The 21,078-nt window shown below is 57.2% G+C and carries 18 protein-coding genes; 13 read left to right on the top strand and 5 right to left on the bottom strand.

Going from position 1 to position 21,078, the window contains the following annotated elements; genetic code table 11:
- The first annotated feature begins 196 nt into the window (after positions 1–196).
- The 5 genes from IM284_RS02645 (at position 197) to pckA (ending at position 6,360) form a co-directional block, all read left to right on the top strand.
- Positions 197–2,332 (top strand): intracellular growth attenuator family protein, encoded by a 2,136-nt coding sequence (locus IM284_RS02645; RefSeq protein WP_028014667.1) that lies wholly within the window; start codon positions 197–199, stop codon positions 2,330–2,332.
- 67 nt (positions 2,333–2,399) lie between these two features.
- Entirely contained in the window at positions 2,400–3,083 is a 684-nt protein-coding gene (gene yrfG / locus IM284_RS02640; RefSeq protein ID WP_028014668.1) for a GMP/IMP nucleotidase, read from the top strand.
- Complete coding sequence (gene hslR, locus IM284_RS02635; RefSeq protein WP_028014669.1) at positions 3,080–3,481, top strand: ribosome-associated heat shock protein Hsp15; 402 nt, start codon at positions 3,080–3,082, stop codon at positions 3,479–3,481. Before yrfG ends, hslR begins: the two co-directional genes overlap by 4 nt.
- Positions 3,482–3,499: 18 nt before the next feature.
- On the top strand, positions 3,500–4,384 hold the full coding sequence (hslO, locus tag IM284_RS02630; RefSeq protein ID WP_161495995.1) for an Hsp33 family molecular chaperone HslO: 885 nt from the start codon (positions 3,500–3,502) through the stop codon (positions 4,382–4,384).
- A gap of 356 nt (positions 4,385–4,740) precedes the next feature.
- The gene (gene pckA, locus IM284_RS02625) at positions 4,741–6,360 is read left to right on the top strand and encodes a phosphoenolpyruvate carboxykinase (ATP) (RefSeq protein WP_041911911.1); all 1,620 of its coding nucleotides are present in this window, start codon (positions 4,741–4,743) and stop codon (positions 6,358–6,360) included.
- 90 nt (positions 6,361–6,450) lie between these two features.
- Here the strand turns inward: pckA and envZ are convergent, their stop codons facing one another.
- Positions 6,451–7,797 (bottom strand): two-component system sensor histidine kinase EnvZ, encoded by a 1,347-nt coding sequence (envZ, locus tag IM284_RS02620; protein ID WP_028014672.1) that lies wholly within the window; start codon positions 7,795–7,797, stop codon positions 6,451–6,453.
- Entirely contained in the window at positions 7,794–8,513 is a 720-nt protein-coding gene (gene ompR, locus IM284_RS02615) for a two-component system response regulator OmpR (RefSeq protein ID WP_001157751.1), read from the bottom strand. The genes envZ and ompR overlap by 4 nt, the downstream gene beginning before the upstream one ends.
- 228 nt (positions 8,514–8,741) lie before the next feature.
- Here ompR and greB point away from each other — a divergent pair, with 228 nt between their 5' ends.
- From greB to feoC, 5 genes are all read left to right on the top strand, one after another.
- Positions 8,742–9,215 (top strand): transcription elongation factor GreB, encoded by a 474-nt coding sequence (gene greB / locus IM284_RS02610; RefSeq protein ID WP_047367195.1) that lies wholly within the window; start codon positions 8,742–8,744, stop codon positions 9,213–9,215.
- Between the two features lie 86 nt (positions 9,216–9,301).
- Entirely contained in the window at positions 9,302–11,632 is a 2,331-nt protein-coding gene (locus IM284_RS02605; RefSeq protein ID WP_047367196.1) for a Tex family protein, read from the top strand.
- A 302-nt stretch (positions 11,633–11,934) separates the two neighbouring features.
- A complete protein-coding gene (gene feoA / locus IM284_RS02600) occupies positions 11,935–12,162 on the top strand; it encodes a ferrous iron transporter A (RefSeq protein ID WP_006177893.1) in 228 nt (75 codons plus the stop codon).
- A 30-nt stretch (positions 12,163–12,192) separates the two neighbouring features.
- Positions 12,193–14,511 carry a Fe(2+) transporter permease subunit FeoB gene (gene feoB, locus IM284_RS02595; protein ID WP_047367197.1) on the top strand — a complete coding sequence of 773 codons (2,319 nt, stop codon included), beginning with the start codon at positions 12,193–12,195 and terminating at the stop codon, positions 14,509–14,511.
- Between the two features lie 12 nt (positions 14,512–14,523).
- Positions 14,524–14,760: a [Fe-S]-dependent transcriptional repressor FeoC gene (gene feoC / locus IM284_RS02590; RefSeq protein ID WP_041911908.1), complete on the top strand. Its 237-nt coding sequence runs from the start codon at positions 14,524–14,526 to the stop codon at positions 14,758–14,760.
- 33 nt (positions 14,761–14,793) lie between these two features.
- On the opposite strand, the gene IM284_RS02585 is transcribed toward feoC, so the two are convergent.
- Complete coding sequence (locus IM284_RS02585) at positions 14,794–15,063, bottom strand: YdgH/BhsA/McbA-like domain containing protein (RefSeq protein WP_028014676.1); 270 nt, start codon at positions 15,061–15,063, stop codon at positions 14,794–14,796.
- A gap of 111 nt (positions 15,064–15,174) precedes the next feature.
- Positions 15,175–15,948 (bottom strand): pimeloyl-ACP methyl ester esterase BioH, encoded by a 774-nt coding sequence (gene bioH, locus IM284_RS02580; RefSeq protein WP_047367198.1) that lies wholly within the window; start codon positions 15,946–15,948, stop codon positions 15,175–15,177.
- Between the two features lie 36 nt (positions 15,949–15,984).
- Here bioH and gntX point away from each other — a divergent pair, with 36 nt between their 5' ends.
- The 3 genes from gntX (at position 15,985) to gntT (ending at position 18,928) form a co-directional block, all read left to right on the top strand.
- Positions 15,985–16,668, top strand: a complete 684-nt coding sequence (gene gntX / locus IM284_RS02575; RefSeq protein WP_047367199.1) for a DNA utilization protein GntX — start codon at positions 15,985–15,987, stop codon at positions 16,666–16,668.
- 61 nt (positions 16,669–16,729) lie between these two features.
- Positions 16,730–17,305, top strand: coding sequence for a Fe-S biogenesis protein NfuA (gene nfuA, locus IM284_RS02570; RefSeq protein ID WP_003861601.1), 576 nt, complete (start codon positions 16,730–16,732; stop codon positions 17,303–17,305).
- A 306-nt stretch (positions 17,306–17,611) separates the two neighbouring features.
- Complete coding sequence (gene gntT, locus IM284_RS02565) at positions 17,612–18,928, top strand: gluconate transporter (protein ID WP_028014680.1); 1,317 nt, start codon at positions 17,612–17,614, stop codon at positions 18,926–18,928.
- Between the two features lie 59 nt (positions 18,929–18,987).
- Here the strand turns inward: gntT and malQ are convergent, their stop codons facing one another.
- Positions 18,988–21,069: a 4-alpha-glucanotransferase gene (malQ, locus tag IM284_RS02560; RefSeq protein WP_047367200.1), complete on the bottom strand. Its 2,082-nt coding sequence runs from the start codon at positions 21,067–21,069 to the stop codon at positions 18,988–18,990.
- Between the last annotated feature and the right edge of the window lie 9 nt (positions 21,070–21,078).

Below are 21,078 nucleotides of genomic sequence, written 5' to 3'. Positions count from 1 at the left end.
ATGTCAAGAGGTTGAAATGTTTCCAGGAATTTGCTGATATCGCGCCATGACAGGCTTTGCTATCATCACCGGTCACTGGGATGCGCTTTAGAATGCTCAAGTTCGACTCCATACTTGCCGATAGCCAGCCACAGACTCTCATTCAATGTAAAGGTGCTACTGACTACACCTGTAAGATAAGTAAGATGGGGAAAGCATGAGCACCATTTTGATTGTTCTCGCTGCTATGCTGGTCAGCGCATTGATTGCAGGGTGGCTGTACAGGCGACGCATACAGCGCCGTTACCGGCTGCCCTTTTTAAATGCCTTCGCGGGTGCGACAACGCGTAAACTCACGCAAGACGAGCGCGATGCAGTTGAAAACTATCTCGAAACGCTGAACCGTTCTCAGTTAACGCCTGGGCCGACGGGAGCCACGACTGCACCTGTCGCGCTTAAGCTTAACGCGCAAAGTGACACCGTGCTCTGCGTGACGCGCTCCATCACGCGCTACGGCATTACGACTGACGACCCCAACAAGTGGCGCTACTACCTGGATTCGGTTGAGGTGCATCTGCCTCCGTCCTGGGAGCAGTACATTAACGACGAAAACAGCGTTGAGCTAATTCACACCGATTCGCTGCCGCTGGTAATCTCGCTCAACGGCCATACCCTGAATGACTATCTTCACGAAGCCCCGCGCTTTGCGCTGGAACGCGCGAGTTCAACGCAGGCCTCTATTCGTGGTGAAGAGACCGAGCAGATTGAGCTGCTGAATATTCGTCAGGAGACGCATGAAGAGTATGCCCTGAGCCGTCCGGACGGTATTCGTGAAGCCATCCTGATCGTTGCCGCTTTCCTGCTCTTTTTTGTCTGCCTGCTGACGCCGGACGTCTTTGTCCCATGGCTGGCGGGTGGCGCGGTGTTGCTTCTTGCGGCCGGGCTGTGGGGGCTCTTTGCCCCGCCGGCCAAAACCTCGCTGCGGGAGATCCACTGCCTGCGCGGCACGCCAAAGCGCTGGGGCCTGTTCGGTGAGAACGATCAGGAGCATCTCAACAATATCTCACTCGGGATCATTGACCTGATCTACCCGCGCCACTGGCAACCGTGGATTGCGCAGGATTTAGGGCAGAAAACCGATATTGATATCTATCTTGACCGCCACGTTGTGCGACAGGGGCGCTTCCTGTCTCTGCATGATGAAGTGAAAAATTTCCCGCTTCAGCACTGGCTCCGCAGCACGGTCATCGCCGCTGGCGCCGGGCTGGTGTTTATCATGCTGCTGCTTTTCGTGCCGCTGGATATGCCCATCAAATTTACCCTGTCGTGGATCAAAGGCGCGCAGACCATCGAGGCGACCAGCGTCAACCAGCTCGATGAAGCGGGTGTACGGGTGGGCGATACGCTGCGCCTGAAAGGCACCGGAATGTGTAATATCCATACCCCGGGGGCGTGGAACACGCGCCAGAATTCACCGTTCACGCCGTTCGACTGTTCGCAAATTATCTGGAACGACGCCCCGCCGCTGCCGCTGCCGGAATCCGAAGTGGTGAATAAAGCCACGGCGCTGACCCAGACGGTCAACCGCCAGCTGCACCCGAAACCGGACGATGATTCACGCGTCAGCCCCGCGCTGCGTTCCGCCATCCAGAAATCAGGCATGATTCTGCTGGATGATTTTGGCGACATTGTCCTGAAAACCCAGGACTTATGCTCCTCGCAGGATGAGTGCATACGCCTCAAGAACGCGCTGGTTAACCTCGGGAACAGTAAAGACTGGGACTCGCTGGTGAAACGCGCCGAGGCGGGACGACTGGATGGCGTCAACGTGCTGCTGCGTCCGGTCAGCGCGGAATCGCTTGATAACCTGGTCGCCACCTCGACATCGCCGTTTATGATGCGCGAAACCACCCGGGCGGCTCAGGCGCTCAACAGTCCGGCACCGGGCGGCTTTGTGATTGCCAGCGATGAAGGCAGCGACCTGGTCGATCAGCCTTACCCACAGGTAGCGCTTTATGACTACCCGGCCCAGGAGCAGTGGAGCCAGTTCCAGCGTCTGGCGCAGATGCTGATGCAAACGCCGTTCAGTGCCGAAGGGATTGTCACAAGCATCTACACCGACGCCAACGGCACGCGCCATATCGGCCTGCACCGGATGCCGGACAGCGCAGGATTGTGGCGTTACATTGGCACCTCTCTGCTGATGATCGCCATGCTGATCGCTATTTTCTGGAACGGTTTTATGGCCCTGCGCCGCTACCAGCGCTCCCGCACGCGTCTGGCGGAGATCCAGCAATATTATGAGAATTGCCTCAATCCTAAGCTGATCCCCTCCTCTGAGAGCCTGATCTGATAACGTCGTTGCGCGGCAAGATGTGCTACCCTGTCGCGCACGTTTCTTCTGGCTGGAGTTCCCCCCTATGCATCTTGATATCGACTGGCAGCAGGTCGACACCGTTCTGCTGGATATGGACGGCACGCTGCTCGATCTCGCCTTTGATAACTATTTCTGGCAAAAGCTGGTGCCGGAAACCTATGGTGAGCAGCAGGGTATCTCCCCGGCAGAAGCGCAGGCGTTCATTCGTTCGCAATATAGCGCGGTGCAACATACGCTAAACTGGTACTGTCTGGACTACTGGAGCGAGCGCCTCGGTTTGGATATTTGTGCCATGACCACTGCCCAGGGACCACGCGCCGTGCTGCGCGAAGATACGGTTCCCTTCCTGGACGCGCTGAAAGCAAGCGGCAAGCGCCGTATTTTGCTGACTAACGCGCATCCACATAACCTGGCCGTGAAGCTGGAGCATACGGGACTGGCGTCGCACCTTGATTTATTACTTTCCACCCACACATTTGGTTATCCGAAAGAGGATCAGCGGTTGTGGCATGCGGTGAAGGAAGAGACCGGCCTGCAGCCGGAGCGCACGCTGTTCATTGACGACAGCGAGCCTATTCTGGATTCTGCGGCAACGTTTGGCATTCGCTACTGTCTGGGTGTCACTAATCCTGACTCTGGCCTGGCTGAAAAAAGCTATCTGCGCCATCCGGGACTGAACGACTACCGCCAGATGATCCCCTCACTGACCGTGAAGGAGACGCCATGAAAGAAAAGCCCTCAGATGGGGTAAGACTGGATAAATGGCTGTGGGCAGCCCGTTTTTATAAAACGCGCGCCCTTGCCCGTGAAATGGTTGACGGCGGTAAAGTGCATTACAACGGCCAGCGCAGCAAGCCGAGCAAGCTGGTTGAGCTGAACGCCACCTTAACGCTGCGCCAGGGCAACGACGAACGTACGGTAGTGATTAAAGCCATTACCGAACAGCGGCGGCCCGCATCGGAAGCCGTACTGCTTTACGAAGAGACGGCTGAAAGCGTTGAAAAGCGCGAGAAGACCGCGCTGGCGCGCAAAATGAATGCGCTGACCATGCCCCACCCGGACCGGCGACCGGATAAAAAAGAGCGCCGCGATCTGATGAAATTTAAACACGGTGAGAGCGAGTAACCCTCACCCGCACGAGAGATGAAAATGGCCCAACACGACCAATTACACCGCTATCTGTTTGAACAATTCGCCGTGCGCGGCGAGCTGGTCACCGTATCCGAAACCTGGAAACAGATTCTGGAAAACCACAACTACCCGCTGCCGGTGAAGACCCTGTTGGGCGAACTGCTGGTTGCCACCAGCCTGCTGACCGCAACGCTGAAGTTTGCCGGTGATATCACCGTGCAGCTGCAGGGTGACGGCCCGATGACGCTGGCGGTGATCAACGGCAATAACCAGCAGCAGATGCGCGGCGTAGCGCGCGTTCAGGGCGACGTTCCTGAAAATGCTGATCTCAAAACGCTGGTGGGCAATGGCTACCTGGTGATCACCATCTCCCCGGAGGAAGGTGAACGCTATCAGGGCGTGGTCGGTCTGGAAGGCGATACCCTGGCAGCCTGCCTGGAAGATTACTTCATGCGCTCCGAACAGCTGCCGACGCGTCTGTTCATCCGTACCGGTGAAGTGGACGGCCAGCCTGCTGCGGGCGGCATGCTGCTGCAGGTTCTGCCAGCGCAGGACGCGCAGACCAATGACTTTGAGCATCTGGCGACGCTGACCGAAACCATCAAGGCGGAAGAGCTGTTCAACCTGTCGGCGACCGACGTGCTGTGGCGTCTGTACCACGAAGAAGAAGTGACCGTGTACGATCCGCAGTCCGTGGAGTTTAAGTGCACCTGCTCGCGCGAGCGCTGCGCTGGCGCACTGAAAACTCTGCCGGATGAAGAGATCGACAGCATCATGGCTGAAGACGGCGAAATTGATATGCACTGTGACTACTGCGGTACGCACTACGTGTTCAATTCAATGGATATCGCTGAAATCCGCAATAACGCCTCTCCGGCGGATCCGCAGGTTCATTAATACGCTACCCCTCACCCTGCCCTTTCCCCTTTGCGGAGAGGGTTAGGGTGAGGGGCAAAAATCCCCCAAAAGCTGAATCGTTTTCCCTATGTAACTCTTACGTAATTTTCTTACATGTATGCGATTACATTCACATTCTCTCCGATAAAATCACCACCTCTTAACCTTTTCGGAACATTTTCCCCAACCAAAAAGCGATTCCTGCGATAATCCGCCTGCACTGTGACTGGAGTCGCAGCGTTTTCCGTTAGTAAGGGTTTTATCCAGATGCACAAATCTATGAGCCCCGTCGCGGTTAACATCCCCAGAAAAACCCTACAATTTCAGGCAGTACATATTGGCTAAGGAGCAGTGATATGCGTGTTACTGGTTTAACCCCGCAAGATCTCAAGGCTTATGGTATTCACGACGTCCAGGAAATCGTCTACAACCCCGATTACGATACGCTGTATCAGGAAGAGCTCAATCCAGCACTGGAAGGATACGAGCGCGGTGTGTTGACGAACCTTGGTGCTATCGCCGTCGATACCGGTATTTTTACCGGTCGTTCGCCGAAAGATAAGTATATCGTCCGAGACGAAACTACCCGCGATACGCTGTGGTGGGCTGACAAGGGCAAAGGGAAGAACGACAACAAACCGCTCTCCCCGGAAACCTGGCAGCATCTGAAAGGGCTCGTCACCCATCAACTTTCCGGTAAGCGTCTGTTCATTGTCGACGCTTTCTGCGGCGCTAACGCCGACACCCGCCTTTCCGTGCGTTTCATTACCGAAGTGGCCTGGCAGGCGCATTTCGTTAAGAATATGTTTATTCGTCCGACCGACGAAGAGCTGCAGGACTTCACACCTGACTTCATCGTGATGAACGGTGCGAAATGCACTAACCCACAGTGGAAAGAGCAGGGACTGAACTCCGAAAACTTCATTGCCTTCAACCTGACCGAACGTATTCAGCTGATCGGCGGTACCTGGTATGGCGGCGAAATGAAGAAAGGGATGTTCTCGGTTATGAACTACCTGCTGCCGCTGCGCGGTATTGCCTCTATGCACTGCTCGGCGAACGTCGGCGAGAAAGGCGACGTAGCGGTGTTCTTCGGTCTTTCCGGCACCGGGAAAACCACGCTCTCCACCGATCCAAAACGCCGTCTGATTGGCGATGACGAACACGGCTGGGACGATGACGGGGTGTTTAACTTCGAAGGCGGCTGCTACGCGAAGACCATTCGCCTGTCTGAAGAGGCCGAGCCGGATATCTTCCACGCGATTCGCCGCGACGCGCTGCTGGAAAACGTCACCGTGCGTGCCGACGGCTCTATCGACTTCGACGATGCGTCAAAAACCGAAAACACCCGCGTCTCTTACCCGATCTACCACATCGACAACATCGTGAAGCCGGTGTCAAAAGCGGGCCATGCCACGAAGGTGATTTTCCTGACGGCGGATGCGTTCGGCGTGCTGCCACCGGTTTCCCGCCTGACCGCCAGCCAGACGCAGTACCACTTCCTCTCTGGCTTTACCGCCAAGCTGGCGGGTACCGAGCGTGGCGTCACGGAGCCAACCCCAACCTTCTCCGCCTGCTTCGGTGCGGCATTCCTGTCGCTGCACCCGACGCAATACGCTGAGGTGCTGGTGAAACGCATGCAGGCATCCGGCGCGCAGGCCTACCTGGTGAATACCGGCTGGAACGGTACCGGCAAGCGTATCTCCATCAAAGATACCCGCGCCATTATCGACGCCATTCTGGATGGTTCTCTGGATAACGCCGAAACCTTCACGCTGCCGATGTTCGATCTGGCCATTCCGACGGAACTGCCGGGTGTGGACACGCGTATCCTCGACCCGCGCAATACCTACGGATCGCCGGAACAGTGGCGCGAGAAGGCGGAATCGCTGGCGAAGCTGTTTATCGAGAACTTCGAGAAGTACACCGATACCCCGGCGGGTGCTGCGCTGGTGAGTGCGGGTCCGAAGCTGTAGGTAAAAGCAAAAAGGCAACGAAAGTTGCCTTTTTTAATGTTTTCTCCCTCTCCCCGTGGGAGAGGGCCGGGGTGAGGGCATCAGACCGCACTATCCCTCTTTCACCTGCCCCCGCGTCACCGGAACCGGCAACCAGGCGCGAATGCTCAACCCGCCCCGCTCGCTGGTACCAATCTCCAGCAATCCGTTATGGTTATCCACAATACGCTGCACAATCGCCAGGCCTAAGCCCGTACCGCTGGTGCTGCGCGCGCTATCGCCGCGCACAAATGGCTGGAACAGATGCTTACGCTGCTCGGGCTTAATGCCCGGGCCGTCGTCTTCCACCTGGAACCAGGCGCGGTTGAGTTCAGACCCGCTGCTAACCTTAATCCAGCCGTTACCGTAGCGCGCCGCGTTAACCACCATATTGGCCACCGCACGCTTAATGGAAAGCGGGTGCATACGAACCTGAATTTCACCGTCCTGAAGGTCAGTATCAATTTCACGCTCATAACCACTTTCTGCGGCCACCACTTCGCCCAGCACCGCGTTCAGATCGGCCATTTCCATCGGCATCTCCTGACCGGTGCGCAGGTAGTCGATGAACTGCTCGATGATGGCGTTACACTCTTCGATGTCCTTGTTAATAGACTCGGCGAGATAACCGTCCTCTTCACCCATCATCTCCGTCGCCAGACGAATACGCGTTAGCGGGGTGCGCAGGTCATGACTGACGCCGGCCATCAGCAGCGTACGGTCATCCGCCAGCTGCTTAACGCCTGCCGCCATGTGGTTAAACGCGCGCGTTACTGAACGCACTTCAGAGGCACCATATTCGCGCAGTGGAGGAGGAATAATGCCTTTACCGACCTGGAGCGCCGCGTGCTCCAGGTCGACCAGCGGTCGGTTCTGGATACGGATAAACAGCCACGCGCCGCCTATCGCCAGCAGCATAATGGCAAGGGTGTAGCGGAACAGCGGCGAGAAATCGCCCTGATGGATTTCAGTCAGCGGAACGCGTACCCAGATGTTGGGTGACAGCCAGGTTTTCAGCCAGACGACGGGCGAGCTTTTGTTGACCTCAACGCGCACTTCCGTCGGGCCACCCAGCTGTTGCGCCATCTGCTGGCTGAGGAATTCATAGTGCTGCGCCCAGCGCAGGCCAGCATCTTCCGCCGCTTCATTGGAGTAAAGCGAAATGCCCAGTTCACGGTAGATTTCACGGCGAAATGCCGGGGGAACAACCAGCTGCGTGCCGTCCTCCAGCTGCAGCTTATCGGTCATCAGCATACGCACTTCGTAGGCCAGGACCTTATTAAACTGCTGGAGGCTCGGCAGAATCGCAAAGTTCAACACCACCAGGTAGGTCGTCACCAGGCTGACGAACAGCAGGGTGACGATCAGTAAGAGGGTGCGGGCAAACGAGCTTCGCGGCGAGAAGCGCATTCGCCTCATGCTTTAGAGCCGTCCGGAACGAACACGTAGCCCAGACCCCATACGGTCTGAATATAACGAGGATGCGCCGGATCTTCTTCCACCATGCGGCGCAGGCGGGAGATCTGCACGTCGATGGAGCGTTCCATTGCGGAGTATTCGCGACCGCGCGCCAGGTTCATCAGCTTGTCGCGGGAAAGCGGCTCGCGCGGATGGCTGACCAGCGCTTTCAGTACGGCAAACTCGCCGCTGGTGAGCGGCATTGGCTCATCTTCACGGAACATCTCGCGCGTGCCGAGGTTCAGCTTGAACTTGCCGAAGGCAATGACGGCTTCTTCCTGGGACGGCGCGCCCGGCAGTTCATTCGCCTGACGGCGCAGCACGGCACGAATACGCGCCAGCAGCTCGCGCGGGTTAAACGGTTTTGGAATGTAGTCGTCGGCGCCGATTTCGAGGCCCACGATACGGTCAACTTCTTCGCCCTTCGCCGTCACCATGATGATCGGCATCGGGTTGCTCTGGCTGCGCAGACGGCGGCAGATAGAAAGCCCGTCTTCACCCGGCAGCATCAGGTCGAGAACCATCAGATGGAAAGATTCGCGGGTCAGCAGACGGTCCATCTGCTCAGCGTTCGCGACGCTACGAACCTGGAAGCCCTGCTCGGTCAGATAACGCTCAAGCAGCGCGCGCAGGCGCATGTCGTCATCCACGACCAGAATTTTGTAGTTTTCTTGCATTGTGTGTACTCCCAAAGGTTCGGATAGTCTTTGTAACAGCGTATTCTAAAAAAGTGCACGTATTCGACCAGTTAATTCTGGTATAAATTCTAGTCGAAATTGTTACAAAGCATATTTAACAGCAGCTTATCTGTTCATTTCATCACATAAATCATTATTAATCCTGTCTGTTACACTGTGTGGTACGTATTGTGCGCAAAACAGAGAACCGGCAGCAAAGGCAGCACCATGAAAACGCCCCTGATCACCCGCGAAGGGTACGAAAAGCTCAAAAAAGAGATGGATTACCTGTGGCGCGAAGAGCGTCCTGAAGTAACCAAAAAGGTGACCTGGGCGGCCAGCCTGGGCGATCGCAGCGAAAATGCTGATTATCAGTACAACAAGAAGCGGCTGCGTGAAATTGACCGCCGGGTACGCTATCTGACGAAGTGTCTTGAGAATCTAAAAATCGTCGATTACTCCCCGCAGCAGGAGGGCAAAGTGTTCTTCGGCGCGTGGGTGGAGATTGAAAACGACGATGGTAACACCCTGCGTTTTCGCATCGTCGGTTACGATGAAATTTTTGGTCGTAAAGATTACATTTCTATCGACTCCCCGATGGCCCGCGCGCTGCTGAAAAAGGAAGTGGGCGATTTAGCCGTCGTTCAGACCCCAGCCGGTGAAGCCAGCTGGTACGTCAATGAGATCGTCTACGTAAAATAGTCCGAGAGCGCCCTCCCCGGCTGGCATTTTGCCGTGTCAGCCCGTATAACTATCCCCTGATTTTTGACCCACAAGATGATAAAGCCATGATGAAAGATTCGCTCTGCCGCATTATTGCGGGTGAACTTCAGGCCAGAGCCGAACAGGTAGAAGCTGCCGTTCGCCTGCTTGATGAAGGGAACACCGTGCCGTTTATTGCACGTTATCGTAAGGAAGTCACAGGCGGTCTGGATGACACGCAGCTGCGTAACCTGGAGACCCGCCTGGGCTATCTGCGCGAGCTGGAAGAACGTCGTCAGGCGATCCTCAAATCCATCGGCGAACAGGGCAAGCTGACCAGCGAGCTGGAAAGCGCCATTAACGGCACCCTGAGCAAAACCGAACTCGAAGATCTCTATCTGCCGTACAAACCGAAGCGCCGTACCCGCGGGCAGATTGCGATTGAGGCGGGCCTTGAGCCGCTGGCAGAGCTGCTGTGGAATGAGCCATCTCACGCCCCGGAAACCGAAGCGGCGAAATTCGTCGACGCCGACAAAGGTGTCGCTGACACCAAGGCCGCTCTGGACGGCGCGCGCTACATCCTGATGGAGCGCTTCGCGGAAGACGCCGCCCTGCTGGCCAAAGTGCGTGATTATTTGTGGAAGAACGCGCATATCGTCTCTACCGTCGTCGCGGGCAAAGAGGAAGAAGGCGCGAAGTTCCGCGACTACTTCGATCACCACGAACCGATTTCGACCACCCCGTCTCACCGCGCGCTGGCGATGTTCCGCGGCCGCAACGAAGGCGTGCTCCAGCTCTCCCTGAACGCCGACCCGCAGTTTGACGAGCCGCCGAAAGAGAGCCACTGCGAGCAGATTATCATCGACCATCTCGGCCTGCGCCTGAACAACGCCCCGGCGGACAGCTGGCGCAAAGGCGTGGTGAGCTGGACCTGGCGCATCAAGGTGCTGATGCACCTGGAAACCGAGCTGATGGGCACCGTGCGCGAGCGAGCGGAAGACGAAGCGATCAACGTCTTCGCCCGTAACCTGCATGACCTGCTGATGGCCGCTCCTGCGGGCCTGCGCGCCACCATGGGGCTCGATCCGGGCCTGCGTACCGGCGTGAAGGTGGCGGTCGTTGACGGCACCGGCAAGCTGGTCGCCACCGATACCATTTACCCGCACACCGGCCAGGCAGCGAAAGCCGCCGTCGTGGTGGCGGCGCTGTGCGAGAAGTACAACGTGGAGCTGGTTGCCATCGGTAACGGCACCGCATCACGCGAAACCGAGCGTTTCTACCTCGACGTGCAGAAGCAGTTCCCGAAAGTGACGGCACAGAAAGTGATCGTCAGCGAAGCGGGCGCATCGGTCTATTCCGCCTCTGAGCTGGCGGCGCAGGAATTCCCTGACCTGGACGTTTCCCTGCGCGGCGCGGTCTCCATCGCCCGTCGTCTGCAGGATCCGCTGGCGGAGCTGGTGAAGATCGATCCGAAATCCATCGGCGTGGGCCAGTATCAGCACGACGTGAGCCAGACGCAGCTGGCGCGCAAGCTGGACGCGGTCGTGGAAGACTGCGTAAACGCCGTCGGCGTGGACCTGAACACCGCTTCCGTTCCTCTGCTGACCCGCGTGGCGGGCTTAACCCGCATGATGGCGCAAAACATCGTCGCCTGGCGCGATGAGAATGGCCAGTTCCAGAACCGTCAGCAGCTGCTGAAAGTAAGCCGCCTGGGGCCGAAAGCGTTTGAGCAGTGCGCGGGCTTCCTGCGCATCAACCACGGCGATAACCCGTTGGATGCCTCTACCGTTCACCCGGAAGCGTATCCAGTGGTGGAACGCATCCTGGCCGCCACCCAGCAGGCGCTGAAGGATCTCATGGGCGACAGTAGCGCTCTGCGTAACCTGAAAGCCGTTGATTTCACCGACGACAAATTTGGCGTGCCAACCGTCACCGATATCATTAAAGAGCTGGAAAAACCGGGCCGCGATCCGCGTCCTGAGTTCAAAACGGCGACCTTTGCTGACGGCATCGAGACCATGAACGATCTCCTGCCGGGCATGGTGCTGGAAGGCGCGGTGACCAACGTCACCAACTTCGGCGCGTTTGTGGATATCGGCGTGCACCAGGACGGTCTGGTGCATATCTCTTCCCTTGCCGACAAGTTCGTTGAAGACCCGCACACCGTGGTCAAAGCGGGCGACATCGTGAAGGTGAAAGTGCTGGAGGTGGATCTGCAGCGCAAGCGTATCGCCCTGACCATGCGTCTGGATGAGCAGCCGGGCGACACCAGCGCGCGCCGTGGCGGCAACGGCGGAGGCCGCGAGCAGCAGCGTCCGGCCACGAAAGCCACAAAACCGCGCGGGCGTGACGCGCAGCCTGCGGGCAACAGCGCGATGATGGACGCGCTGGCGGCGGCGATGGGTAAGAAACGCTAAGGTAACCCCCCCTCACCCTAACCCTCTCCCCAAAAGGGAGAGGGCCGGGATGAGGGGAATAAAACCCTCCCAAAATATATGAAACCGATTGCACACCCATATTTAAACCGCTATTTATCACTCCATTAACAAATACGCTTTTTATTCCTTCCCGGGTAATTCTGCAAATATTGAGCAAGGTCAATCAGACCGCAAATTAATACGATTAACAACATCCCGTCACATTTTTATTATTGCTGATAAAAACTATTCTCATTATCATCGCAGTGTAGATTATTTAACCTCTCGTGGAATCAGGCATTATGCAATTCACTCCAGACAGTGCATGGAAAATTACCGGTTTTACCCGCGAAATTAGCCCGGCCTATCGGCAGAAGCTGCTGTCACTTGGCATGCTGCCCGGCTCATCATTCCAGGTCGTGCGTGTGGCGCCGTTGGGCGATCCTGTTCATATCGAAACCCGGCGCGTAAATCTGGTTCTGCGCAAAAAAGACCTCGCATTAATAGAAGTTGAATCTTTATCCCGTTAACAAGCCAGCGGTTTCGGTGGGTCTAATACAATGAAAAAATTAACTATTGGCTTAATTGGCAATCCTAATTCCGGCAAGACAACCTTATTTAATCAGTTAACCGGCGCGCGCCAGCGCGTGGGAAATTGGGCAGGCGTAACGGTTGAACGTAAAGAAGGCCAGTTCACGACAACGGACAATCAGGTCACCCTGGTTGACCTTCCCGGCACCTACTCCTTAACCACGATTTCATCCCAGACTTCGCTCGATGAGCAAATTGCCTGCCACTACATTCTTGGCGGCGACGCGGATCTGCTGATCAACGTGGTCGACGCTTCGAACCTCGAGCGAAACCTTTACCTGACGCTACAGCTGCTGGAGCTGGGGATCCCCTGCATCGTGGCGCTCAACATGCTCGACATTGCGGAAAAACAAAAGCTGCGCATCGACGTCGATGCGCTCTCCGCGCGCCTGGGCTGTCCGGTGGTTCCGCTGGTCTCGACCCGCGCTCGCGGTATCGACGCCCTTAAGCTGGCGATTGACCGCCACGCGGGAAACCGCGACGTTGAGCTGGTGCACTACGCCCAGCCGCTGCTGCGCGAAGCCGAACGGCTGGCGCAGGAGATGGACAGCAGCATGCCTGCAAAACAGCGCCTGTGGCTCGGCCTGCAGATGCTGGAAGGGGATATCTACAGCCGCGCCTATGCCGGACATGCGGCGGATAAGCTGGACGTGGCCCTCGCCCGTCTCAGCGACGAGCTGGACGATCCGGCGCTGCACATCGCCGATGCGCGTTATCAGGCCATTGCGTCAATTTGCGACGTGGTCAGCAACGCTCTTACCGCAGAGCCCAGCCGCTTCACGGCGGCGGTGGATAAGATTGTGCTCAACCGCTTCCTCGGTTTGCCCATCTTCCTGCTGGTGATGTACGTGATGTTCCTGCTCGCGATTAACATCGGTGGCGCGCTGCAGCCGATTTTTGATGCCGGTTCTGTCGCGGTCTTCGTACACGGTATTCAGTGGGTAGGTTACACCCTGCACTTCCCGGAATGGCTGACCATCTTCCTTGCCCAGGGGATTGGCGGCGGTATCAACACCGTGCTGCCGCTGGTACCGCAGATCGGCATGATGTATCTGTTCCTCTCGTTCCTCGAAGATTCCGGCTACATGGCGCGCGCCGCCTTCGTGATGGACCGCCTGATGCAGGCGCTGGGCCTGCCGGGCAAATCGTTCGTCCCGCTGATCGTCGGCTTCGGCTGTAACGTGCCGTCGGTAATGGGCGCGCGCACCCTGGATGCACCGCGTGAACGACTGATGACCATTATGATGGCGCCGTTTATGTCCTGCGGCGCGCGTCTGGCAATCTTTGCCGTCTTCGCGGCAGCCTTCTTTGGCCAGCAGGGCGCGCTGGCGGTCTTCTCGCTGTACGTGCTGGGCATCGTGATGGCGATCCTGACCGGCTTAATGCTCAAGCACACCATCATGCGCGGTGAAGCGTCACCGTTTGTAATGGAGCTTCCGGTCTATCACGTCCCGCATCTGAAAAGCCTGGCGATCCAGACCTGGCAGCGCCTGAAAGGCTTTGTACTGCGCGCCGGTAAGGTGATTGTTATTGTCAGTATTTTCCTGAGCGCGCTGAACAGCTTCACCCTCACCGGTCAGGCGGCAGATAACATCAACGACTCTGCCCTCGCCTCCGTCAGCCGCGTCATCACGCCGGTCTTCAAACCGATTGGCGTACAGGAGGATAACTGGCAGGCGACCGTGGGCCTGTTCACCGGTGCGATGGCGAAAGAGGTGGTCGTCGGGACTCTGAACACGCTCTACACCGCAGAGAACATTCAGGAGCAGGAATTTAACCCGGCGGAGTTTCACCTCGGTGACGAACTGCTGGCTGCCGTAGAGGAGACCTGGCAGAGCCTGAAAGACACCTTCAGCCTGAGCGTGCTGGCTAACCCGATTGAGGCCAGCAAAGGCGACGGCGAAATGGCGACCGGTGCCATGGGCGTGATGGGCGAGAAGTTTGGCAGCGCGTCCGCAGCCTACAGCTACCTGATCTTCGTTCTGCTCTATATTCCGTGCATCTCAGTGATGGGGGCGATTGCCCGTGAGTCCAGCCGCGGCTGGATGGGCTTCTCCATTCTGTGGGGGCTGAATATCGCCTACTCGCTGGCGACGCTGTTTTACCAGACCGTTAACTTCAGCCAGCATCCGCGCTACAGCCTGGTCAGCATCCTGGCGGTCATCCTGTTTAACGTGATTGTGATTGGCCTGCTGCGCCGGGCGCGAAGCCGCGTTGATATCAACCTGCTGGCGACGCGTAAAACCCCGGCCACCTGCTGCAACAGCCCGGCTGGCGATTGTCATTAAGGGGAAAAACAGATGGCATCGTTGATTCAGGTTCGTGACTTACTGGCATTGCAGGGACGCATGGAGGCAAAACAGCTCAGCCTTAGCCTGCATACGCCGCAGCCGATGATCGATGCCATGCTGGAGCGCCTGGAAGCCATGGGTAAAGCCGTGCGGATTCAGGAAGAAGCGGAGGGTTGCCTCTCCGGCAGTTGTAAAAGCTGTCCGGAAGGAAAGGCCTGTCTAAGGGAGTGGTGGGCACTGCGCTAATAAAGCCGGGCATTGCTGCCCGGTTTTATCGTATTACTTATAGACGTCCGCAGTAGCGCGTACGTTTTTGGTCTGTTTTTCTGCGCTGGTGACGACGAAGTATGTCCCGCCCAGCTCATCCGCTTTCTTCGACAGCTCTTTTCTTGCATCCATCGGCGCGGTGGTGTCAGACGTAGAAATCTCACCAATTTTCGTCAAATTCATCCCGGCAACTTTATCTTTTTCCAGCTCTTTTGCCGCAAAAACGCCAAATGAAAGTGACCCAATAACCAGAGAAGTGACAATACCTGTAACAAGTTTCATAGCCTGACTCTCCATAGGATTGTTGTTTTGATCATCGTAGGCAGAACAACCGCAACGACATCTGGAGTATGGTTGCGGTGTGTAACTTTTTCCAGATTGGATAGAAAATAATCAGTCTAAACGTTGACTTAACGCAACCAACGCTGAACAAAATTCCTTCGGATGAGAGATAAACGGCGCATGCGCGGCTTTTGCTATGACCTGTGATTCGCTGTCCGGCCAGAGGGAATCCAGAAGTGGGACCACTTTGCGCGGCACCAGCCCGTCGAGATAGCCATAGATGCGCAGGTGCGGCATGCTCAGCCCGGCCAGCGGCTCGCGCAGATCGGCCGTTTTCAGGATCTCCAGACCGCCGTTAAGCACCTCAACGTCCGGCATCGGCAGGGAGAGCACCACCTGCTTTAACGCTCTGGCATCCTGACGCGCGGTTTCGGTGCCCATCGTCTGCAAGGCGAGGAATCGCTCGACGGTCCGCTGGAAATCGTCGCTCAGCTGCTGCTGGAAGCCCGCCAGAACGTCAGGTTTGATGCCGGGCCACGCCTCTTTTGCGCTAAAGCATGGCGACGAGGCCACGGTGACCAGCGCCCTAACGCGCTCGGGCCAGGAGAGCGCAATCTGGCTTGCCACCAGCCCGCCCAGACTCCAGCCCAGCCAGATGGCATTTTGCGGCGCGGCGTCTACAACGTGCTGCGCCATTTCATCAAGCGACATCGCGCCAAAGCCACGGCTGCGCCCATAGCCCGGCAGATCTACCAGATGTAATGTAAATTTCGAGGCAAGTTCCTCGCTTATGCAATGCCACACTTCCGCATTCAGGCCCCATCCGTGCAGCAGCACAAGATGGCAATTTCCTGTCCCTACGGTCTGCCACCACAGCGTCTTCATCAGTTACTGTTCTCTTTTTTCACATGGAGGTTGCACATGCTAACAGTGCCTGGCTTGTGCTGGCTATGCAAAATGCCGCTTGCCCTCAGCGCGTGGGGCGTCTGTTCCGTCTGTACGCGTTCGCTGGAAAGGCGTATCACAACCTGCCCGCAATGTGGTTTACCAGCGGCGAACCGCGATTTGCCCTGCGGTCGCTGCCTGAAAAAATCCCCGCCGTGGAGCGCGCTGGTGACCGTGGATGATTATGTTCCGCCGCTGAGCGGGCTTATTCACGCCCTGAAGTTTTCCGGCCAGAGTTCGCTGGCGCAGCCCCTTGCCCGCCTGCTTTTGCTGGCCGTTTTACAGGCGCGACGAACCCGCGCTTTGCCGAAAATCGACATGGTGGTGAATGTCCCCTTATACCGACGCCGACACTGGCGGCGCGGCTATAATCAAAGCGACTTGCTCTGCCGCCCGCTCGCCCGGTGGCTGGGTTGTCGCTACGATGCCAGCGCGCTTACCCGCGTTCATGCCACCGCCATCCAGCATCAGCTCAACGCCCGGCTTCGCAAAAGGAACCTGAAAAACGCCTTTCGCCTTGAATTGCCGGTCCACGGCCTCCATATCGCCATCGTGGATGACGTCGTCACCACAGGCAGTACCGTTGCTGAACTTTCCCGACTGCTTTTGCAAAGCGGCGCCGCGTCGGTTCAGGTATGGTGTCTGTGCCGTACCTTGTAGCCCTTCTTCAATGGGCGTATGATTATACCCAGGTAATTTAGTCAACTATTAGGCCAAAGCTATGATCCGTATTTCCGATTCTGCACAAGCGCACTTTGCCAAACTGCTGGCAAATCAGGAAGAAGGGACGCAGATCCGCGTGTTTGTGATCAATCCAGGCACTCCGAATGCAGAATGTGGTGTCTCTTATTGTCCTCCGGACGCTGTGGAAGCAACTGACACTGCCCTTAAATTTGAACAGCTCACCGCTTACGTCGATGAACTGAGCGCGCCGTATCTTGAAGATGCGGAAATCGACTTTGTCACTGACCAGCTGGGTTCTCAGCTGACCCTGAAAGCGCCAAACGCCAAAATGCGTAAAGTCTCTGACGATGCGCCGCTGATGGAACGCGTTGAGTATCTGCTGCAGTCCCAGATCAACCCACAACTGGCCGGCCACGGCGGTCGTGTTTCCCTGATGGAAATCACGGAAGACGGCCTGGCGATCCTGCAGTTCGGCGGCGGCTGTAACGGTTGCTCCATGGTCGACGTGACCCTGAAAGAAGGGATCGAGAAGCAGTTGCTGAACGAATTCCCGGAACTGAAAGGCGTGCGCGACCTGACAGAGCACCAGCGCGGCGAGCACTCTTACTACTAATTCAGTACCCGTCTGTATTGCCCGGTGGCGCTGCGCTTACCGGGCCTGACTCCCTTGCCTTCCCCCTCTATATGTTGACCTGCGTCTCATAATTCAAATTTTGCCTCACCGGGTGATTCTCAACCACGATATGTTACCCGTATCATTCTCGTGGGCACTCAACACCCTTATAACAGCCGACTAAACTTATCTGTTTCGCAGGCATCAGTATGAGTGCCGTTAACCACTCTGTTCCCAGTTGGGACAACCGGAATTTGTCGTTGAAACAATGACGTTACCCATAACAATTCAAAGGCCAGGTAAATCATGCCATTAGTCATCGTTGCTATCGGTGTTGTGTTATTACTGCTCTTGATGATCCGCTTCAAAATGAACGGATTTATCGCTCTGGTTCTGGTGGCACTTGCAGTCGGTCTGATGCAGGGGATGCCGCTGGTTAAAGTTATCAGCTCTATCAAAGCCGGTGTCGGCGGCACGCTCGGCAGCCTGGCGCTGATCATGGGCTTCGGCGCCATGCTCGGTAAAATGCTGGCGGACTGCGGGGGCGCGCAGCGTATTGCCACCACGCTTATCGAAAAGTTTGGTAAGAAGAACATCCAGTGGGCGGTGGTGTTAACCGGTTTTACCGTCGGTTTCGCGCTGTTCTATGAAGTGGGCTTCGTGCTGATGCTGCCGCTGGTGTTCACCATCGCCGCCGCGGCCAACATCCCGCTGCTGTTCGTGGGTGTGCCAATGGCTGCTGCGCTGTCCGTGACCCACGGCTTCCTGCCGCCGCACCCGGGTCCAACCGCCATCGCCACCATCTTCCACGCCGATATGGGTAAAACCCTGCTGTTCGGTACGATTCTGGCGATCCCGACCGTAATTCTGGCAGGCCCGGTATATGCCCGTTTCCTGAAAGGCATTGATAAGCCTATTCCGGAAGGTCTGTACAGCGCCAAAACCTTCACTGAAGAAGAGATGCCAGGCTTTGGCGTCAGCGTCTGGACCTCGCTGGTACCGGTGATCCTGATGGCAATGCGCGCCGTGGCGGAGATGATCCTGCCGAAAGGCCACGCTTTCCTGGCCGTTGCCGAGTTCCTCGGCGACCCGGTGATGGCAACGCTGATTGCGGTATTGATTGCGATGTTCACCTTCGGCCTGAACCGTGGCCGCTCCATGGATCAGATCAACGACACGCTGACCTCGTCCATCAAAATCATTGCCATGATGCTGCTGATTATCGGCGGTGGCGGTGCGTTCAAGCAGGTGCTGGTCGACAGCGGCGTGGACAAATACATCGCTTCCATGATGCATGAAACCAATATCTCTCCAATCCTGATGGCGTGGTCTATTGCTGCCGTGCTGCGTATCGCGCTGGGTTCTGCAACCGTTGCGGCGATTACAGCGGGCGGTATCGTTGCGCCGCTGATTGCCACCACGGGCGTCAGCCCTGAGCTGATGGTTATTGCGGTAGGCTCCGGCAGCGTGATTTTCTCTCACGTGAACGATCCGGGCTTCTGGCTGTTCAAGGAGTACTTCAACCTGACCATCGGTGAAACCATCAAGTCCTGGTCAATGCTGGAAACCATTATTTCGGTCTGCGGCCTGGTAGGGTGTCTGCTGTTGAATATGGCTCTCTGAATCTCCTGCTCGATCGGTTCCCTCTCCCCTTTGGGGAGAGGGCTAGGGTGAGGGGCAAATTACGACTTCTTACCCACCGCCCTTCTGCGCTTATCCAAATCCTTAATCAGCCTGTTCACCCCGTCATCGGCAAACATCGTCTCAAGCGTTGTGGACAGCTTGCGGCGCCAGTTCTTGTACTGATAGCTGGTGCCCGGAACGTTCACCGGCTCCGCCATATCAATCCAGTCTTCCGGCTGCAGGCCGAGCAAAGCGCTGTTGCTGTCGGCAATATAGCGCTGCAGGCCACGGTTGAGCGTTGGGGTCATTGCCATCAGCGACGCCTTATGTCCGGCACGCTTCGGCAGACAGCCATGCTTGTGCAGAGCGTCCAGCAGCCCCTGCTTCGCCAGCTCGCGGTCCTGATACAGCCCGCGCAGAACCTCTTCATCTGGATAGAGGCCCAGCGTTTTGCCGAGGGTCAGATCGCCGCTTTCCCAGTAGCCTCTGAGCGTAGGAAGATCATGCGTCGTCGCGACTGCCATTGACTGTTCAGGGTACGCTTTCGGCGCGCGGAAGGTTTTCTCATGGTCGTTTTCAAAATAGAGCACTTTGTAGGAATAAACCCCGCTGTCGCGGAGCTTGCTGACAATTTCCACCGGTACGGTACCGAGATCTTCACCGATCACCATGCACTGATGACGTTTACTCTCCAGGGCCAGGATCGACAGCAGATCGTCCACCGGATACTGCACGTACGCCCCGTGATCGGCCGTTTCACCGTACGGGATCCACCACAGGCGCAGCACGGACATCACGTGGTCGATGCGCAGCGCCCCGCAGTTCTGCATGTTCGCGCGCAGCAGGTCGATAAACGGCTCGTAGGCGCGCGCCGCCATCACGTGCGGATCCATCGGCGGCAGGCCCCAGTTCTGACCGAGCGGGCCGAGGATATCCGGCGGCGCGCCGACGGATGCTTTCAGGCAGTAAAGCTCACGGTCACACCAGGTTTCCGCGCCGCCTTCCGCCACGCCCACGGCCAGATCGCGATACAGGCCGATCGGCATCTTATAGCCCTGGCTCACCTGCCAGCAGGCGGCAAACTGGCTGTACGCCAGCCACTGCAGCCACAGGTAGAAGTCCACCTCGTCGACATGATTTTTACAGAAGGCTTTGACTTCAGGGGTATCCACGGTCTGATACGCTTCCGGCCAGACCGGCCAGCCCCAGCGCATTTCGTCCTCTTTCACCTGATACGCGTGCAGCGCATCAAATGCCGCCTGCCAGTAGAGGCTTTCACCTTCCTGCATCACGAACTGGCGGAAGGCCGCCATCTGCTCGTCGTCGCGCTTCGCAAAGCCTTTCCACGCCAGGCGCAGAGCCGCCATTTTCAGCGCGGTCACGGAGGCATAATCTACCCAGTCCGCATCGCGGGCCTGCTTCAGCAGCTGCTGGGTGGTCTCAAGCTTCCACCACGCCTGCGCCTCTTTGCTGTTTTTGAAATCGTCTAACGCGTTAACGTCGATGTAAATCACGTTTAGCCAGCGTCGGGAAGACGGGCTGTACGGGCTCGCGCTTTCCGGGTTGGCCGGATAGAGCGCGTGGATCGGGTTGAGGCCGATAAACGCGCCGCCGCGCTCACCAACAGATGCCAGCATCTTTTTCAGATCGCCAAAATCGCCGATGCCCCAGTTGCTGTCTGAACGCAGCGTATAGAGCTGCACGCAGGCGCCCCACAGCTTTTTGCCTTCGAGCAGCGCCTGCGGCTCATAGCAGCGTTTTGGCGCGACGATCACCCGGCAGTGAAAACGCTGTTCGTCCTGGGTGAGCGTCAGGCTGTGATAGCCCTCCGGCAGCTTTGCCGGAAGGTTTAACGTTTTGCCGCCGGTGGCGTGGCCTTTATGCTGATGCCCCTCTTCGGTGGTGAGCAGCCAGCTAAACTCGCCGCGCCCCTCCACCGCCAGCGGCATCTTTTTGCCTGCGGTAAAGACCTTCACGTTTGGCACCGGAGCAACCGACGCGTTCGCGTCGGTTTTGTGCATGGCATCCAGCAAACGTCTTTTGGTGTCCGCACCAATAGACTGCGGTTTGCCGTGCGCATTGATGTAACTGAGGCTAATTCCCGCCGCCTGCGCGGCACTGTCCAGACGTTTACTCTCCATCGCGCTTCC

It is taken from the genome of Enterobacter cloacae complex sp. P12RS (assembly GCF_014895875.1).
Lineage (GTDB): Bacteria > Pseudomonadota > Gammaproteobacteria > Enterobacterales > Enterobacteriaceae > Enterobacter > Enterobacter bugandensis.
Note: the sequence above shows the minus strand (reverse complement) of the source record. Positions and strands in the feature narration are given on the sequence as shown.

What these genes read in the sequence shown, in the direction of transcription:
- feoB (WP_047367197.1), top strand. Translation starts at nt 12,193, where the DNA reads ATGAAAAAATTAACTATTGGCTTAATTGGCAATCCTAATTCCGGCAAG.
- gntT (WP_028014680.1), top strand. Translation starts at nt 17,612, where the DNA reads ATGCCATTAGTCATCGTTGCTATCGGTGTTGTGTTATTACTGCTCTTG.
- IM284_RS02645 (WP_028014667.1), top strand. Translation starts at nt 197, where the DNA reads ATGAGCACCATTTTGATTGTTCTCGCTGCTATGCTGGTCAGCGCATTG.
- bioH (WP_047367198.1), bottom strand. Translation starts at nt 15,948, where the DNA reads ATGAAGACGCTGTGGTGGCAGACCGTAGGGACAGGAAATTGCCATCTT.
- IM284_RS02585 (WP_028014676.1), bottom strand. Translation starts at nt 15,063, where the DNA reads ATGAAACTTGTTACAGGTATTGTCACTTCTCTGGTTATTGGGTCACTT.
- gntX (WP_047367199.1), top strand. Translation starts at nt 15,985, where the DNA reads ATGCTAACAGTGCCTGGCTTGTGCTGGCTATGCAAAATGCCGCTTGCC.
- hslO (WP_161495995.1), top strand. Translation starts at nt 3,500, where the DNA reads ATGAAAATGGCCCAACACGACCAATTACACCGCTATCTGTTTGAACAA.
- hslR (WP_028014669.1), top strand. Translation starts at nt 3,080, where the DNA reads ATGAAAGAAAAGCCCTCAGATGGGGTAAGACTGGATAAATGGCTGTGG.
- pckA (WP_041911911.1), top strand. Translation starts at nt 4,741, where the DNA reads ATGCGTGTTACTGGTTTAACCCCGCAAGATCTCAAGGCTTATGGTATT.
- greB (WP_047367195.1), top strand. Translation starts at nt 8,742, where the DNA reads ATGAAAACGCCCCTGATCACCCGCGAAGGGTACGAAAAGCTCAAAAAA.
- feoC (WP_041911908.1), top strand. Translation starts at nt 14,524, where the DNA reads ATGGCATCGTTGATTCAGGTTCGTGACTTACTGGCATTGCAGGGACGC.
- envZ (WP_028014672.1), bottom strand. Translation starts at nt 7,797, where the DNA reads ATGAGGCGAATGCGCTTCTCGCCGCGAAGCTCGTTTGCCCGCACCCTC.
- IM284_RS02605 (WP_047367196.1), top strand. Translation starts at nt 9,302, where the DNA reads ATGATGAAAGATTCGCTCTGCCGCATTATTGCGGGTGAACTTCAGGCC.
- ompR (WP_001157751.1), bottom strand. Translation starts at nt 8,513, where the DNA reads ATGCAAGAAAACTACAAAATTCTGGTCGTGGATGACGACATGCGCCTG.
- yrfG (WP_028014668.1), top strand. Translation starts at nt 2,400, where the DNA reads ATGCATCTTGATATCGACTGGCAGCAGGTCGACACCGTTCTGCTGGAT.
- nfuA (WP_003861601.1), top strand. Translation starts at nt 16,730, where the DNA reads ATGATCCGTATTTCCGATTCTGCACAAGCGCACTTTGCCAAACTGCTG.
- malQ (WP_047367200.1), bottom strand. Translation starts at nt 21,069, where the DNA reads ATGGAGAGTAAACGTCTGGACAGTGCCGCGCAGGCGGCGGGAATTAGC.
- feoA (WP_006177893.1), top strand. Translation starts at nt 11,935, where the DNA reads ATGCAATTCACTCCAGACAGTGCATGGAAAATTACCGGTTTTACCCGC.